Below are 16346 nucleotides of genomic sequence, written 5' to 3'. Positions count from 1 at the left end.
TTCAGGCTCCGGAGCTGGTGGGCGCGTCCGCGTTCGCGGGGTTCGCGGACTCCACGTAGTCCAGGTCGCGGTGGAAGGTCTCCGCCAGCCGAGACAGGGCGACGAGGGCCAGGACGAAGCACACCGCGCCCACGGCCAGCGCCGCGTGCGCCACGCCCAGGGAGCCCTTGAGCTGGCCGAAGGCGGTGGCGGCGATCACCGCGGAGCCGCGCACGAAGTTGGGCACGGACGTGGCCACGGTGGCGCGGATGTTGGTGCCGAACTGCTCGGCCGCCATGGTGATGAGCACCGCCCAGTAGCCCACGGTCAGGCCAATGAGGAAGGTCAGCGCGTAGATGAGCGTCGGGGTGAGGCCCGGCATGAGCCCGTACACGAGCACCAGCGCGAACCAGGCGCACAGGCTGAAGCCCACGGCGCGCTTGCGGCTCTGGAGCCACTGGCTCAGCAAGCCGGACGACAGGTCTCCCAGCGTCAGGCCCACGCTGCCAAAGAGGATGGCGTCGCCGGCGGTCACCGTGCCCTGCACGTGGAGGCCCGCCGTCAGCTCCGGGGCGAAGACGAAGAGGATGCCGGTGGTGAAGTAGATGGGCACGCCCACGAGGATGCAGCCCAGGTACTTGGAGAAGCGTCCGCCCGTGAGGAGCAGGAGCGGGTTCCCCTTCGAGGGGCCGGCCTTCTCGGTGAAGAGGGCGGACTCGGACACCTTGAAGCGCGCGAAGAGGAGCAGGAGGCCCAGCACGCCGCCCGTGACGTAGGCCGCCTTCCAGTGCAGGTGCTGCCCGACGAGCGCCGCGACGACGATGCCCAGCATGCCCAGCGTGGCGACGACGGTGGTGCCCAGGCCGCGCTTCTCCTTGGGCAGGGACTCGGCGACCAGCGTGATGGCCGCGCCCAGTTCGCCCGCCAGGCCCAGGCCTCCGAGGAAGCGGCACGCGGCGTAGCTGTTCACGTCCCAGACGAAGGGGTTGAGCAGGTTCGCCGCCGAGTACAGGAGGATGGAGCCGAACATCACGGACAACCGGCCCCGCTTGTCCCCGAGCAGGCCCCAGAAGAGGCCGCCCACCATCATCCCCGCCATCTGCGCGTTGTAGATGACCAGGCCCTTCTGGAAGATGTCCGAAGGGTCCGTGAGGCCCAGGTCCTTCAGCGACGCGACGCGCACCACGCCGAAGAGCGTGATGTCGAAGAGGTCCACGAAGTAGCCCAGGCCCGCCACGAGGACGGTGAGGTTCAGGACCGAGCGCAGTTCCCGGAGGCGGTTCATGACGCGCGACACTACCGCTTCTGGCCCGGGCGGGAAGGAGGACTCCGTGCCTCCAGCACCTGCCGCCCCGCCAAACACAGACATCCTCCGAGTCTGCCCATCCGCTGCGTCCGGGAGGACGGGCGCGCTGTGCCTCCGCCCTCCCGCCGTCCCCTCCCCTGCGTGACAGGCAATCCACACGGCGAGGTGCTTCCCGAAGAATTTCCGGGAAGGTAGGTTTTACTGCATGTCCGTGTTGGAGGCCGTGGCGAGGCAGCGCGTGGTGGTGCTGGCCCTGGTGCTGGGCCTGTGGAGCCCCGCGTGGGCGGCCGAGCCGTGGCGGGCGGTGGTGCGCGTGGCCACGCCGGAAGACCGCGCACTGCTGGAGCGGGTGCGTGGGCAGAGCAGCGACCTGCCGGTGGTGCTGGAGGCGGAGTCAGGTCCGTCCATGGGCTCGAGTTCCGATGGCGCGTGGCGCGAGGCGGAGCGGCTGGCGTCACGGAAGGACGCTCGCGCGGTGTTGTGGTTCACGCGCGCTGGCGCGGAGCTGCGGGTGTCCGTGGCGGCTCCGCGCACGGGCCACCTGTTCGTGCGGAGCGCGCGGGTGGAAGGGGCGCCGGAGACGCTGACGTGGTCCGTGGGCGCGGAGGCGCTGGCGTTGGCGGTGCGCTCGGCGCTGCGCGCGGTGGACGCGGGTGAACCGCTGGGTGAAGTGGTCGCGCCCCCGCCCCCGCCTCCGGTGGTGGTGGCGCCGCCTCCCCCCGCCGCGCCGGATCCGGTGATTGAGGCTCCGGTGGCTCCGGCGGACGGGGCCTTCGTCCAGGTGGGCGTGCACGCGGCGCTGGACGGGTATCACTCCGGGGGACAGCAGGGGCTGTCCGTGGGGGCGGGATGGGCGGGCCGGGTGCTGCGCCTTCGCGCGCAGGTGCTGGCGGCGCTGCCGGTGCACCTTCAGGACGCGTACGCGGACATCCGCCTCACGCAGGGCTCCGCGCTGGTGTGGGCGGACGTGCCCTTCGTGAAGGCGGGCGCGTGGGAGGGCACAGTGGGCCTGGGGGCCGGGGTCGCGGGCTTCTGGCGGCGCACGGAGGCCCGGGCCTCGGAGGTGGAGCCCACGCCGTCCCGGATGCTCGCGGCCTTCGTCGTGGGGCCGGCGGTGCGCGTGGCGTGGCGGTTGGGGCCGGCGTTGGCGCTGGAGGCGGCGCTGTCGGGAGAGGTGCTCCTGGGACGGCCCCGGCTGGGGTACGCGGTGGATGGCGCCTTCGTGCTCCGGGAGGACGGTGCGTCCGTGCGTCCCCGACTGGGAGTGGGGATGGTGATTTTTCCGTGAGCACCGATGACCCGATCTGGCGGCGTCCCCTCTCCTTGGTGGGCATGAGGAGCTCGGGCTCACATGCGACCGTCGCGCCCCGTGGCGAGGACGCCCGGCTGATGGCGGCCATGCGGGGACAGCGCGACGCGACCGAATCCCTGCTCCTGGAGTTGCTGCCGCGCGTGCGCAACCTGGTGCGCTACCTGGTGCGGGGGGACTCGGACGTGGAGGACATCGCCCAGGAGTCGCTCATCGCGCTGGTGCGGGGCCTGCCCACCTATCGCGGCGACGGGCGTTTCCACGGCTGGGTGGACCGGGTGGTGGTGCGCACCACGTTCGCGTGGCTCAAGCGTTCACGTGGGCGCGAGGCCCGCTACAGTGAGGACCCGGTGGAGTTGTTGGCGGTGCCGTCCGACGAAGCGCCGGCGGACGAATATCTGTACCGCCGTCACCTGGTGACGTTACTGGACCGGTTGTCGACGGAGCAGCGGCACGCGCTGGTGCTGCACCACGTCCTGGAATTGAGCGTGCAGGAGATTTCGACAGAGCTGGGCGTCCCCTTCGAGACCGTGCGCAGCCGGCTGCGCCTGGGACGCACCGCCCTGCGCGCGCTGGCCTCGGATGGCGAGGCACCCGAGGGGGAGTCGTCATGAGCCCCCGCCCCCCCAACGACGGTGACGGTGAGCCGCTGGACGACCTGCTGCGGCCCCTGGACAACGGCAGTGGGCCCGCGCGGCGGCTGTCCCGGCAGCGTTCGGGCGCGCTCGTCCAGGCGGCATTGGACGCGGCGCTCCAGCAAGCGCCGGAGCCGCCGCGAAGACGCAGGCGGCCTCCCGTGTGGTTGATGGCGGGCGCGGCGCTCGTCTTCACCGGGGCCGCGGCCGCCGCCGTGTGGCGCTACGCGAAACCCGCGCAGCCGCCCCCGCAGGTGCTGACGCCGGCCGTGCCGGAGCCGACGCAGGTGGCCACGCTGGAGCCGGTGCCCCTGCCCCCGCCCGCGCCGCCCGAGCCCTTCGTCATCGAGCATCCAAGGCCGCTGCGTCCGAGCATCACGGTGAAGGAATCGTCGAAGCCGGAGGACCTGCTGCGGCAGGCCAACGCGCTCCGGTCCGAGGGGAAGTGGAAGGACGCGGAAGGGCTCTACCTGCGCGTCATCCGCGCGGAGCCGTCGTCGCTGGCGGCGTACGTCGCGCGCGTGGCGTCGGGGTCGCTGCGGCTGGAGCACCTGGGTGACGCGCGAGGCGCCCTGCGCCAGTACCAGGACGCGGTGCGGCTGCAACCCGGTGGCGTGCTGGATCCGGAGGCGCGCCACGGCGTGGCGGAAGCCCACCGCGCCCTGGGCGACACGGCGGCGGAGGCCCGGGCGCTGGGTGAGTTCCTCACGCTGCATCCGGACTCGCCACTGAGCGCGGCGTCGCGCGCGCGGCTCCGGGAACTGTCACCGCCATGAGCCACGGCCCTACGTGGCGGGCACGCAAAGGGCACAGGCCCATGAGGCTCCGCATCGCAGGGTTCGTGGCCTGGAGCGCGCTGCTGGGTGCCGCGTGCACGGTGGATGATCCGGTGGCCACGCTGCGATCGCCCGACGCGGGGACCGGCGTTCCGGATGAATGGGCGGCGCACTGCGCGGACAGTGGACCTCCACTCCTGCTGGGGAACCCAGCCTCGGGACCACAGGTGTGCAGTGGCCAGTTGGCGCAGACGCTGTTCCGCCGCGCGGCGTGTTCCTGCGAGGGACTGTCCCTCAGCGCCCCCTTCACCGTGGATGCGTTCCGAAGCTCCGCGGGGCCCTACGCTCCCGGCGGCACGGGCGGCGACGTGGGCGTGAATGGAGTCCTGTCCGCGAACGACCGCGTCTCGGTGGGCGGCCTGCTCCAGGTTGGCGGCGTCCAGCTCAGCAGCCCTCTCACGGTGGGCGGCGGCCTGGACAGCAACGGCCCCCTCTCCGGCCCTGGCACCTCCGCCACCGTGGCCGGTGACGCTCGGGTGAACGGGGACGTGGGGCTCGCCGCGCTCACCGTGGGCGGCGTGCTCACCGTGCCTCCGGAGTTCTCCCCGGGCCCGGCCCAGGCGTCGGAGCTGCGCCGTGAGCCCGTGCCCCCGGTCATCCCCTGCGACTGCGACGAGGGTTCCCGCTTCGACCCGGCCGCGCTCATCGCGCATCACACCGTGGACAACGACAACGCGGCCATCGGCCTGGATCCGGCGACGCTGACGGATGTCACCGGTGAGCGCGTGCTGGAGCTGCCTTGTGGCCGCTTCCTGCTCACGCGCATCGCGGGGCCGGGCCACGCCACGCTGCGCATCCGGGGCCGCACCGCGCTGTTCATCCCCGGCGGCGTGGACCTGGTGGAGGCGCTCACCGTGGACGTGCAGCCTCCCGGTGAGCTGGACCTCTTCCTCTCGGGGGGCTTCATCGTGTCCGGCAACCTCACGCTGGGCTCCGCCGCCCTGCCCTCGCGGGTGCGCGTCTACGTGGCGGGCTCGCAGGCTTTGGACATCTCCGCGGGCAGCACGCTCGCCGGCAACCTCTACGCGCCCCAGGCCCAGCTCAACCTGAGCGGCAACGCGGAAGTTTTTGGCTCGCTCTTCGTACGCCACCTGGAGGCGTCCGGCGCGGTGCAGGTGCATCACGACGCGGACGTGCTCGGCGCGGGCGCCGCGTGCCCCGCCGGATAGCTCAGCGGAACACGACGGTCTTGTGGCCGTTGAGCAGGATGCGGTGCTGCACGAACCACGTCACCGCGCGGCCCAGCACCACGCTCTCCACGTCGCGCCCGATGGCCGTCAGCGCCTCCGGCGACAGCGTGTGGTCCACGCGCTCCACGTCCTGCTCGATGATGGGTCCCTCGTCCAGGTCGCCCGTGACGAAGTGGGCCGTCGCGCCAATCAGCTTCACGCCCCGGTCGTAGGCCTGCTGGTACGGCCGTGCGCCCTTGAAGCTGGGCAGGAACGAGTGGTGGATGTTGATGAGCCGCCCGCGCAGCGAATCGCACGTCCCCGCGGAGAGGATCTGCATGTACCGGGCGAGCACCACCAGGTCCACGCGCTGCTCGCGCACCAGCTCCAGCAGGCGCGCCTCCTGCCGGTCCTTGTTCTCCGGCGTCACCGGCAGGTGGTGGAACGGAATGTCGTGGGACGCGGCCAGTTGGTAGAAGTCCCGGTGGTTGGACACGATGGCGGGGATTTCCACCGGCAGGATGCCGCTGCGGTAGCGATACAGCAGGTCGTTCAGGCAGTGGCCAATCTTCGAGACCATCAGCAACACGCGAGGCTTCTCCGACGCGTCGTGCAGATGCCACTCCATGGAGAAGCGCCCCGCGAGCGCCCCGAAGGCCTCGCGCAGCGCCGGGGGCTGCGCCTTCCCCTCTTCATCCGCGAAGTGCACGCGCATGAAGAACAGCCGCGTCTGCGGGTCGCCGTACTGGGCGCTGTCGAGGATGTTGCAGCCGTGCTCCGCGAGCCAGCCGGAGACGGCGTGGACGATGCCGCGCTGATCCGGGCACGACAGCGTGAGGATGTATTGGGCGGGACGCTCGGTCATGGACGGCGGCGATTATAGCCCCGCGGGTTGAAGGCTCGTCCCCGGACGCGGCGGAGTGTCCGGTGCCATGCGCGGGACACTTCCCTCTCCAGGAAGCGAACCTAGACTCTGGCCTGAGATGGCCGACAGTCCTTCAGCCAACGCGTCCCCCAAACGCCGACCGGTGCCGGACTCCCTGCGCGAATACGGCCGGGGCATCGCGGGGGGCCTGCTCTTCAGCCTGCCGCTGCTCTACACGATGGAGGTGTGGTGGGCGGGCTTCACGTCCCATCCGGGCAGCGTGCTGGGCTACCTGGTGGCCACCTACGTGCTGCTGCTCGGGTACAACCGCTACGGCGGCTTCCGCCGGGACGTGGACTGGTTCGAAGTCTTCACGGACTCGCTGGAGGAGCTGGGGCTGGGGCTGCTCGTCTCCACGGCCGTGCTCGTGCTCATCGGCCGCATCGGCCGGGGCACGTCGCTGCAGGAGGCGGTGGGCATGGTGGTGGTGGAGGCCGGCACGGTGGCCATCGGCGTGTCCGTGGGCACCGCGCAGCTGGGCGGCCAGCACCGCGAGGAGAACGAAGAAGAGGACAAGAAGCGGCTGGAGTCCGCGGACCACGTCCCCGGCCAACTGGTCATCTCGTTCTGCGGCGCGGTGCTGTTCGCGGCCAACGTGGCGCCCACGGAGGAGATCGTGATGATCGCCGTGGAGACGCAGCCCTGGTGCCTGCTGGGGATCTCGGTGCTGTCGCTGCTGCTCGGCGGGCTCGTCCTCTTCCAGAGCGACTTCACCCGCGCGCACCGCTTCACGCGCCGCCGGATGCGCCGGGACGTGCTCGCGGGCACGTTCGTCACGTACGCCATCGCGCTGCTGTCGAGCGCGCTGGTGCTGTGGTTCTTCGGCCGGTTCACCGGCAATGGCCTGAGCGTCAGCGTGGCACAGGTGGTGGTGCTGGGACTGGCGTCGACGCTCGGCGCTTCCGCGGGGAGATTGCTCATCCAATCATGAAGACGAAATGGAACTGGCTGGAGGGCGTCGTCTTCGTGTCGAGCTGCGTGCTCGTGGCGCTGGTCATGGGCTACCTGGCGGTGGACGCCTGGACGACGGGCAGCGGCCCGCCGGACCTGACGGTGAAGGTGGGCACGCCGGTGGCCGCCGCGAACGCGAAGGAGTGGCGGGTGCCCGTCATGGTGACGAACCATGGCGACACGGCGGCGGAGGAGGTCCACGTGCGCGTGGCGCTGCGAGGCGGCCGCGAGCCCAAGGAAGAAGTGGAGTTCGTGCTGGCGTACGTGCCGCGCCACTCCCAGCGCGAGGCCTGGGTGGCGTTCCGGCAGGAGCCGGCCCCGGAAGGCGTGGAGGCGCACGCGGTGGGCTTCGCCACGCCCTGACGCCCGCTGGTATCCTGGCGGCGCATGCGCGCTGGGAAGACGTGGTGGTGGGCCGCCGTGCTCATCCTCGGGTTGGGCGTGGCCGTGGTGTCCCTCCGGGAGCCAGCAGGTCCCGCCCCTGCCTCGAACGGACGCATCCGCGACGCACGTCCTGGCCACTCGGGAACGCGCTTCACTCAACCGCTGGCCATGCCCGCGCAAGGCTCGCTGCGCATCACCGGCGTCGTGCGCGATGCGCGCGGTCCCGTCGCGGGCGTGCAGGTGTCCGCGTCTCGCGTGGATGCGGACACGCTGTCGGAGCGCCCGTGTCCGCGGGCGGCCCCAGGCCATGACCACTCCCCACAGCGGATGCGACAGGGGGACTGCTGCTTCCAGGAGATGGCGTCCGAATACGCGCGCCTGGTGGATGCACGCGAGGGTGAAGCGCCCGTGCTCGCCCAGACGGTGACGGCGGACGACGGGACGTTCGTGCTCGAGGGCCTGCCCACCGGCGCGGTCACCCTCTGGGCGCTGGGTGACACGGGCGCGGCCGTGCAGCCGGACATCCCGGCCGGCACGGACGACGTGATGCTGACGCTGGAGGACGGCGTCTTCTTCTCCGGCACCGTGGTCGAGGCGCTCACGCGGGCCCCCCTTCCCGGCGCGCGGGTGACCCTGATCCACGACGCCGGGTTCCGCTTCTTCGATGCGCTCGCGGACGCCCGGGGACGCTTCCGCGTCGGCCCCCTGCCCCCGGGCCGCTACCTGCGGGTCGCGAGCGCGCAGGGGTGCGGGGCGAAGGCCTTCCGCGAGGACATCTGGCTCGATGCGGACGTGGACGTGACGCTGGTGCTTCAACGGCAGCACCGCCTCGAAGGCGTGGTGCTGACGCCCGAGGGCCTTCCCGCGAGCGGCCTGGATGTCCACCTGGAGCCCTCCGACGAGGAGGGAGCCACCACCGCCACCACCACCCGGAGCGATGACCAGGGCCGGTTCGTCTTCGAGGAGGTCCCCGCCATCCCGCACAGTCTCTGGACCCGGACCCCGGAGGACACCGCCTATGCACAGGCCTCGGGAGTACCTCCCGGGAAGGTGGTCCTCCGGATGATGCGCTTCGGGTTCATGGAAGGGACCGTGAGGGACGGGCAGCACAGGCCGCTCGCGGGCGTGCGCCTGCGCGCGAAGGGCCACCAGTTGGGTGATCAGCCGGAGCCAGAGGCGCTGACGGATGAGGCAGGCCGCTATCGGCTGGGGCCCCTGATGGATCGCCTGGTCGACCTCCGGTTGCAGCGGGAGCACTACCTCGACTGGAGAGAGAGGATCCGCCTGGGCGCGGACCACCCGGGCCCGTGGGACTTCACGCTCATGCGGGCCATGCTGCTCGAAGGCCAGGTGGTCGACCCGCAAGGCCTGCCGCTGGCGGGGGCTCAGCTGAAGCTCGACATGCCCCGCGACACCCCGGGACGCGTCCGGGACCTGGGCGACCTCATGGAGCCGGCCGCCGAGTCGGACGCGACAGGCCACTTCACCGTGGACAGCTCGAACCCAGGTCCCAGCGAGCTCATCGTCGTGGCCCGGGGGTTCCGCGTCGAGCGGCTTCCCGTGGAGGTCCCATCGACCGGGGTCCGGGTGGTGATGAGCCGCGGCGCATCCATCTCCGGAACGGTCATGGATGCGGCCGGGCGTCCCCTGTCCAACGTGGACGTGCGGCTCTGGAGCACCGAGCCACTGAGTGGAGACCCCTACGACACCCCCGTGGACGCACAGGGCGCCTTCGTCCTGGAAGGGCTGGAGGCAGGGCACTACGTCCTGGAGGCCCGGCTGCGCACACCCGGCATCGAGCACACCGTGTCGCAGCCCGTGGACCTGGAGGAGCGGATGAAGGCCACCGTGGCCGTGCGCTTCGAGGAGGGACGCACGCTGCAGGGGATGACGGTTGGCGGCGATGGACGGCCGATGCCCGGCGTGCGCGTCCAGGCCTGCCTCCCACTGGAAGACATCCCCGCGTGGCAGGCCCAGGCCCCCGACTGCACCGTCACGGGAGAGAGCGGCGTCCTCTCCGGACCGGATGGCCGCTTCGTCTTCAAGCACCTGACAGCCCCGGCCTACCAGCTCATCGCCTGGAAGGAGGGTCATGCCTTCGCGCCGTCGCGTTCGCGGGGAGGAACGCCTGACACCGCCGCCCTGCGGGTCACGCCGGGACAGGGAGACGTCCGGTTGGTTCTGGAGCAAAGGCCCCGCCTGCGAGGGCAGGTCGTGAGCGATGACGGGGCTCCGCTGTCCTGCGAGGTCCGGGAACAGGGTGACTGGGTGCCGGTGCCGGACGGGACGTTCAATCTCCCGCTGCCAGAAGATGGCTCCAGGACGCTCACGGTGAGGGCGAAGGGCTTCTTCAATCTCAAGCGGAAGTTCGTCGTGAAGCCTGAAGGGGATATCGACCTGGGCACGCTGCGGATGACCCGGAGCCGCACGGTGCGCTTCATTGTCTTGAATGAAGCGACACGCGCGCCGCTGGCTGGCATCCGCGTCAGGATCACTCCGGAGTGGAATGAGTCGTTCGTCAGCATCTCGGATCTTCTCTTCCATCTCGCTCCCCTCGACGCGGAGGGGAGCGTGGAGCTGGAGGGGCTGCTCTTCCAGGCCACCACCTTCTTCGTCAGGGTGGAGGGGGCGCCGGAGCAGGAAGAACGAACGGTGTCCCTGGATGCGGTCCAGGAGGCCGTCACGGTGCTGCTCCCCGAACCGAAACGCTGACGCAGCCGAACCGCTATCCTGCGCCCACGCACTTCAGGAGATGCAGCGCATGCGCAGGGGGAACCGGGTCGCCGGATTCACGGTCGTGGTGATTGCCGGCCTGCTGCTCTTGGGCTTCTTCATCCTGCGCGAACGCGGACGTGCTCCGGGGCCCGAGGCCCGCGAGTCGGCCACCGTCTCCGGGTTCCCCACTGGCTTCAGCGCGGGCCCCTCCTCCATCCCATCTCATGGAAGCGCGCGCATCACGGGCGTGGTGCGCGATGCGCAAGGTCCCGTCGCGGGCGTGCGCGTGTCAGCTTCGCGCGTGGACGCGGAGTCCCTGTCGCAACGCGCCTGCCCTTCGGAGCCTCCGTCCCGTGAGCATTCCTGTGCCGGGAAGACGTGGCTGACGAAGTGCTGCTTTCATGAACGGGGTTTCGAACTCGCGCGGCTCGTGGAGGCTCGCGAGGGCGAAGCTCCCGTGTTCGCGCAGACGGTGACGGCGGACGATGGCACCTTCATCCTGGAGGGACTGCCCGCCGGCGTCTTCACCCTCTGGGCCCTGGGCGACCTGGGCACGGCGATGCAGCCGGAGGTGCCAGCGGGCAGCACAGACGTGGCACTGACGCTGGAGGAGGGCATCTTCCTCTCCGGTACGGTGGTGGACGAAGACACGCGGGTTCCCATTGCCGGGGCGCGGGTGACAGCGGTCCTTGTGTCACAGTCCCGCTTCTTCGACGCGCTCACGAATCCCCAGGGTCGATTCCGTATCGGCCCCCTGCCCACAGGCCAGTACCTGAGGGTCGTGAGCGCGAAGGGGTGGCGGACGACGGCCTTCCACGCCCCGGTCTGGCTCGACACCAACGAGGACGTGACCCTGGTGGTGCAGAAGCAGGTCCAGCTTGAGGGCCTGGTGCTCACCCCGGAGGGACGGCCCGCGAACGGTGTCACCGTCCACATCTTTTCCGCGGGCCTTACGGACGACTCCCAATCCACACAAAGCGATGCGCAGGGCCGGTTCCTTTTCGAGGACGTCACCGGAAATCCGTCCACCGTCTGGGCCTGGACCCGGGATGAGACCGCCTTCGGCGATGCCCCGGTGAGACCTCCGGCAAAGACCGTGATCCGGATGGAGCCCATGACGTTCATGGAGGGCACGGTGAGCGATGAGCGGGGTCATCCCCTGGAGGGTGTGATCCTCCAGGGAGGAAACCTGCCGGAGGAGGTCCAATCCTCCCTGGAGACCCGCTCTGATGCAGCAGGGCACTACCGTCTGGGGCCGCTGCGCCATGCGCACATGTCCTTGAGATTGCGGCTCGCTCGATACAGCGACAGGTCCGAAGAAGTCGACCTTCGCGCGCCGCATCGGGGACCGTGGAACTTCGCCCTCCAGCGAACGGGCTCGGTCGAAGGCTGGGTTGTCGACACCCAAGGCACGCCTCTTCCGGGCATCCGGTTGATCCTCGCCAACCTCCCTGACGACATCGTGGCCCGTGACTTCGAAGACACGGAGGCCCGGTCGGACGACGCCGGACACTTCATCCTGGACACCACGGCCAGGGGCTCGGGTTACCTTCTCGCCGAATCCGAGGACTTCGCCTCCGTGGAGCAGCCTGTGGAGTTCCCGTCGACGGGAGTTCGCGTGGTCCTCAGCCGAGGAGCATCCCTGTCCGGCAAGGTCGTGGATGCGAAGGGGGCGCCCCTGTCCCACGTGGAGGTCCTGCTCTGGGACACCCCACCTGTGCGCGGAGACCCCCGCCGCCTCAGAGTGGACGGTGAAGGCCGCTTCTCCGTGACGGGGCTGAAGGCAGGTCACCACGTCGTGGAGGCCCGGCTCCGAACCCCTGGCATCGAGCAATCCGTGTCACAGCCCCTCGATCTCGAAGCGCACTCGCAGGCCACCGTGGTGCTTCGCTTTGAGGAAGGTCGCACGGTGAAGGGGCTGACGGTCGACACCGACGGACAGCCGTTGGCCGGTGTCCGGATCCAGGCCTGCCTCGTTCAGGAGGAGGATCCAGCATGGCCGACCCCTTCCCTGAGCTGTGATGCCGATCGCGAGCAAGGTGTTCTCTCCGGACACGGGGGTCACTTCGTCCTCAATCACCTGGTGGGCCCGGCCTACCAACTCGTCGCATGGAAGGAGAGCCATGCCTTCGTGCCCTCTCGCTCCCGGGGCGGGACATCCGAGCCGGCCGCGCTGGTGGTCATGGCGGGAGCGGAAGACGTTCAACTGGTCTTGCAGGAACGCCCCCGCGTGCGCGGCCAGGTCGTGAACGAAGAGGGAATTCCCCTGCCCAGCGAGGTCTGGGAATGGCCCCACCGGGTGGGGGCGACTGCGCCTGACGGCGCCTTCGAGGTCTCCATCCCGAATTATGGCCCTGGAGAGATCACAGTCAGGGCCAAGGGCTTCATCGAGCTCAAGCGGGACTTCGTCGTGAGTCTCGGCAGGGACATCGACCTGGGAACACTGGTGATGCATCGCAGCCGGAAGACTCGCTTCATCATCCTGGACGCGGCGACGCATGCTCCCCTGGTGGGTGCACGTGTCTACATTGGCGTGAGTGACAATGACTCCCGTCCGCGCACCTTGAGAAAGCGCAGTTCGTTCTATGGAAACCTCGACACGGAGGGGGGCGCGGATGTGGAGGGACTTCCCTTCGAGCCCATCGTCATGACCGTCAGCTTGAAGCCGGGCGAGATCGACAGCGACGTGGTCCTGGATGCGCGGCAGGAAACCGTAACCGTGCGGATGCCCGCGCCGAACCGCTGAATCAGGCAAGCGGATATCCTGCGCCCACGCACTTCAGGAGATGCAGCGCATGCGCAGGGGGAATCGGGTCGCCGGATTCACGGTCGTGGTGCTTGCCGGCCTGCTGCTCCTGGGCTTCTTCATCCTGCATGAACGCGGACGTGCTCCGGGGCCCGAGGCCCGCGAGTCGGCCACCGGCTCCGGGTTCCCCACCGGCTTCAGCGCAAGCCCCTCCTCCACCCCATCTCATGGAAGCGCGCGCATCACGGGCGTGGTGCGCGATGCGCAAGGTCCCGTCGCGGGCGTGCGCGTGTCCGCGTCCCGCGTGGAGCCAGAGGTCACGCTGTCGGAGCGCTCGTGCCCTCCTTCCGACAACACACCTCCACTCCGGCTGATGCAGTGCTGGAACGAAGCCTTCGATGAGCTGGTGGATCAGGTCGACCAGCGCGAAGGAGAAGCCCCCACCGTCGCGGAGACCACCAGCGCGCAGGACGGCACCTTCGTCCTGGATGGACTCCCCAACGGAACGGTCACGCTCCAGGCCTTCAGCGGCCAGAACGTGGCGATGCGCCCGGACGTGACGACAGGCCAGCAGGGCGTGGTGCTCGTGCTCGAAGAGGGTTCCTTCTTCGAAGGCGTCGTCCTGGACGGGCCGACAGGAACCGAGCCCATCGCGGGTGCCCGCGTCACCGTCTTCTCCCACGAGCACACGCGCTTCTTCCCCGCGACCAGCGGCGCGAACGGGCACTACCGCATCGGGCCCGTGCCTCCGGCCGACTACGGCATCCTCGTCACGGCCACTGGCCGCGGCCCCAACCTGCGCATGAACGCGGATCCGCTGGAGGAGGACACCTTCATCCTCGACCGCCCCGCGAGGTACGCGGGCACGGTGGTGACGGAGAAGGGAGCCCCCGCGCCCGGCGTCACCATCCGGCTGTACACACCTGGCGCCGCGCCCGAGTCGCGCACCGCCCTCACGGATGCGCAGGGACGCTTCTCCTTTCCCTCCTTCGAGGACGTTCCCGGCCAGCTCTTCGCGGAGACGGCGGCGCATGACGGGCTGGCCCATCTCAGGACAGCGCCCCGCGAGGACATCGTCCTCACGCTCGGGCCCGGCATGGTCCTCCAGGGCACCGTCAGCGATGAGAGCGGACGCCCGATTCCCGGCGCTCGGGTCATGGCGGATCTCAACGATGCGAACGCACCATCCCCGCGTGGGCAGACCGTCACGGATGCACGCGGCCACTACCGGCTGGGCCCGCTCTTCCGGCTGCCTCATTTCGTGGCGGTCCGCGCCGCGCACCACGTCGACGTGGAGCCCGAGCACCAGGAGCTTGGCGACGTCCAGGAGACGCTCGACTTCACGCTGCCGCGCGCCGTCTCCGTGGAGGGCGTCGTAGAGGATGAGGCAGGCCAACCGCTCGCGGGCCGCGAGGTCCGGCTCCATCCCGAGCCGGAGTCGGATCCCGACCAGGACGTCGTCCTGGACCACGCTCGAACGGACGAAGCCGGACGATTCGTCCTGGACGCGGCGGAGGCGGGCACCGTGTGGCTGGACGTCGACGACGCGGCCTTCGTTCCTCAGCGCTTCGCCGTGGAGCTTCCGTCACGGGACACGCGGCTGGTGCTGCGCCGGGGCGTCAGCGTCTCCGTCACCGTCGTGAGCGCATTGGGCGCGCCGGTCCGCAACGCCCAGGTGAAGCTGTGGAAGCGAGACGCGCGTGGCGAGTCCGACCATGGCGGGGTCACCAACGCGCACGGACACGTCACGCTCCAGGGCGTGGCCCCCGGAGCCTACGTGGCGGAGGCGACGGTCAAGGAACGGGCCGTGGACGTGCAGGCCTCCCAACCGCTGGAGGTCCAGGCGGGAGCGGCGGCGTCCGCCACGCTGCGGTTGGAAGAAGGCCGGACCTTGCGAGGCGTCGTCGTGAGCCCCCAGGGACTTCCCCTGTCCGGTGTCGCCGTCCGCGCGGAGCTCCTGGACGCGGATCGGCCCCGCTACCGTGGCGGGCCCTCCAACATGGGCGTGCCCCCCGATGGCGTCCGCACGGATGCCGAAGGCCGCTTCACCCTGCGCTCGCTGAGCGCGGTCCGCTACGTGCTCAGCACGCGACATCCGGGGCATGTCATCGACGCCTCCCTGTCCCAGGGCACCACGCCGGGCGAGGACAAGACCGTGGTGGTGCGAGGCGACACGGAGCAGGTCCGGCTGGTGCTGCGGCGCATTCCACACGTGCGGGGCCAGGTCGTGGCGGAAGCCGGCGCGACGCTGGAGGGGTTCGAGGTGAACGGCACCCGGTACACGAAGCCGGACGGCCGCTTCGACCAGCCCCTGTACGAAGCCACCGGCCCGCAGCGGTTCGTGGTGCGCGCCAGGGGCTTCGCGACGGTGGATCGCACCGTCACGCCGGACGGAGAGAACGACCTGGACCTGGGCACGCTCACGCTGACGCAGGGCAGGACGGTGCGGGTGCTCCTGCGCGACGCCGCGACGGGCGAGCCCTTCAACGGACGCGTGCGCGGTGACTCCGGGCAGTGGGCGACCATCGCCACCGGCTATCGGATCCATGGAGAAGGCGTCGCGGACGGACCGCCCTACCTGCCCGCCACCGGAGCGGTGCCACGAAAGGATGGCTCGCTGCTGCTGGAGCACCTGCCCACCACCGCGTTCACGCTCGAGGTGGACACCCAGCTCCATCTGCCGACGCGGGTGACGGTGGGCGAAGCGGAGGACAGCATCACGCTCTCACTCGATTCCGGTGCCCGCGTGAAGGGCCACGTCCGCGACGCTCGGGGCCAACCCGTTGACGCCCAACTCACCTTCACGCGCTCGGATGGCCTGACGCTTCAGCGCCATCCCAGCACCGGAGCATTCACCCTCCGGGCCATTCCTCCCGGGCTCTACACGGTGAATGCCTGGATGGAGAACGGGGCGCGCGACACCGTCTTCCCGCCCCGCACCGTGCGGATTCCTCCCAGCGGCGACGTCACCCTCACCTTCGACGCCCTGGGCACCGGCGCCACCGTCACGCTGCGGCTGCCGGAGGACGTCGACACCGCGTTCCTGCTGTCCGGCCAGGCGCCCGCGCCCGACAGCGCCAGGGCCTTCGAACACCTGAGCCTCCAGCAGCACCCCGGCGAGGAATGGACCGGCACGTCCGTCACGTTCCGCCGCGTTCCCGCGGGCCACTACACCGTCATCGCGGGCAACCGGGACAAGGACCGCATCCATCGCGAAGAGCTGGATGTGCCCGCCGAAGGCACGCTGTCCCGCGACGTGAAGCCGGTGTGGATGCCTCTCGCGCGCTGACGCACGACGCAGGGTCCCGCTATCCTGCGGCACATGGGGAATGGCAGACCTGGGGGATGGAAGCCTTGGCTGGGTGGAGGCGCGCTGGCGGTCATCGCGCTC

General features: G+C 70.3%; 11 protein-coding genes. 9 read left to right on the top strand and 2 right to left on the bottom strand.

Annotation, left to right across the window (positions count from 1 at the left end):
- Position 1 precedes the first annotated feature (1 nt).
- Positions 2-1264, bottom strand: coding sequence for an MFS transporter (locus ACX114_RS07775; protein WP_459296224.1), 1263 nt, complete (start codon positions 1262-1264; stop codon positions 2-4).
- A 226-nt stretch (positions 1265-1490) separates the two neighbouring features.
- On the opposite strand from ACX114_RS07775, the gene ACX114_RS07770 reads away from it, so the two are divergent.
- The 4 genes from ACX114_RS07770 to ACX114_RS07755 are packed head-to-tail and all read left to right on the top strand — an operon-like array spanning position 1491 to position 5234.
- Positions 1491-2573 (top strand): hypothetical protein, encoded by a 1083-nt coding sequence (locus ACX114_RS07770; protein WP_459296222.1) that lies wholly within the window; start codon positions 1491-1493, stop codon positions 2571-2573.
- Between the two features lie 44 nt (positions 2574-2617).
- Positions 2618-3208, top strand: coding sequence for an RNA polymerase sigma factor (locus tag ACX114_RS07765; protein WP_459296220.1), 591 nt, complete (start codon positions 2618-2620; stop codon positions 3206-3208).
- Entirely contained in the window at positions 3205-4005 is an 801-nt protein-coding gene (locus tag ACX114_RS07760) for a tetratricopeptide repeat protein (protein ID WP_459296218.1), read from the top strand. The genes ACX114_RS07765 and ACX114_RS07760 overlap by 4 nt, the downstream gene beginning before the upstream one ends.
- A 41-nt stretch (positions 4006-4046) precedes the next feature.
- Positions 4047-5234, top strand: coding sequence for a DUF7305 domain-containing protein (locus ACX114_RS07755; RefSeq protein WP_459296216.1), 1188 nt, complete (start codon positions 4047-4049; stop codon positions 5232-5234).
- A gap of 1 nt (position 5235) precedes the next feature.
- Here the strand turns inward: ACX114_RS07755 and purU are convergent, their stop codons facing one another.
- On the bottom strand, positions 5236-6099 hold the full coding sequence (gene purU, locus ACX114_RS07750; RefSeq protein WP_459296214.1) for a formyltetrahydrofolate deformylase: 864 nt from the start codon (positions 6097-6099) through the stop codon (positions 5236-5238).
- A 163-nt stretch (positions 6100-6262) separates the two neighbouring features.
- Between purU and ACX114_RS07745 the strand changes: the two genes are divergently transcribed.
- From ACX114_RS07745 to ACX114_RS07725, 5 genes are all read left to right on the top strand, one after another.
- On the top strand, positions 6263-7090 hold the full coding sequence (locus ACX114_RS07745; RefSeq protein WP_459296213.1) for a TIGR02587 family membrane protein: 828 nt from the start codon (positions 6263-6265) through the stop codon (positions 7088-7090).
- The gene (locus tag ACX114_RS07740; RefSeq protein ID WP_459296211.1) at positions 7087-7473 is read left to right on the top strand and encodes a hypothetical protein; all 387 of its coding nucleotides are present in this window, start codon (positions 7087-7089) and stop codon (positions 7471-7473) included. Before ACX114_RS07745 ends, ACX114_RS07740 begins: the two co-directional genes overlap by 4 nt.
- Positions 7474-7497: 24 nt before the next feature.
- Positions 7498-10206, top strand: a complete 2709-nt coding sequence (locus ACX114_RS07735; RefSeq protein WP_459296209.1) for a carboxypeptidase regulatory-like domain-containing protein — start codon at positions 7498-7500, stop codon at positions 10204-10206.
- 460 nt (positions 10207-10666) lie between these two features.
- Positions 10667-12955: a carboxypeptidase regulatory-like domain-containing protein gene (locus ACX114_RS07730; protein WP_459296207.1), complete on the top strand. Its 2289-nt coding sequence runs from the start codon at positions 10667-10669 to the stop codon at positions 12953-12955.
- 49 nt (positions 12956-13004) lie between these two features.
- Entirely contained in the window at positions 13005-16244 is a 3240-nt protein-coding gene (locus tag ACX114_RS07725; protein WP_459296205.1) for a carboxypeptidase regulatory-like domain-containing protein, read from the top strand.
- Positions 16245-16346 lie beyond the last annotated feature (102 nt).

The sequence above is a fragment of the Corallococcus sp. M7 genome (genome assembly GCF_054512695.1).
This window is presented reverse-complemented; position numbering and strand designations above follow the sequence as displayed.

What these genes read in the sequence shown, in the direction of transcription:
- ACX114_RS07775 (WP_459296224.1), bottom strand. Translation starts at nt 1,264, where the DNA reads ATGAACCGCCTCCGGGAACTGCGCTCGGTCCTGAACCTCACCGTCCTC.
- ACX114_RS07770 (WP_459296222.1), top strand. Translation starts at nt 1,491, where the DNA reads ATGTCCGTGTTGGAGGCCGTGGCGAGGCAGCGCGTGGTGGTGCTGGCC.
- ACX114_RS07765 (WP_459296220.1), top strand. Translation starts at nt 2,618, where the DNA reads ATGAGGAGCTCGGGCTCACATGCGACCGTCGCGCCCCGTGGCGAGGAC.
- ACX114_RS07760 (WP_459296218.1), top strand. Translation starts at nt 3,205, where the DNA reads ATGAGCCCCCGCCCCCCCAACGACGGTGACGGTGAGCCGCTGGACGAC.
- ACX114_RS07755 (WP_459296216.1), top strand. Translation starts at nt 4,047, where the DNA reads ATGAGGCTCCGCATCGCAGGGTTCGTGGCCTGGAGCGCGCTGCTGGGT.
- purU (WP_459296214.1), bottom strand. Translation starts at nt 6,099, where the DNA reads ATGACCGAGCGTCCCGCCCAATACATCCTCACGCTGTCGTGCCCGGAT.
- ACX114_RS07740 (WP_459296211.1), top strand. Translation starts at nt 7,087, where the DNA reads ATGAAGACGAAATGGAACTGGCTGGAGGGCGTCGTCTTCGTGTCGAGC.
- ACX114_RS07735 (WP_459296209.1), top strand. Translation starts at nt 7,498, where the DNA reads ATGCGCGCTGGGAAGACGTGGTGGTGGGCCGCCGTGCTCATCCTCGGG.
- ACX114_RS07725 (WP_459296205.1), top strand. Translation starts at nt 13,005, where the DNA reads ATGCGCAGGGGGAATCGGGTCGCCGGATTCACGGTCGTGGTGCTTGCC.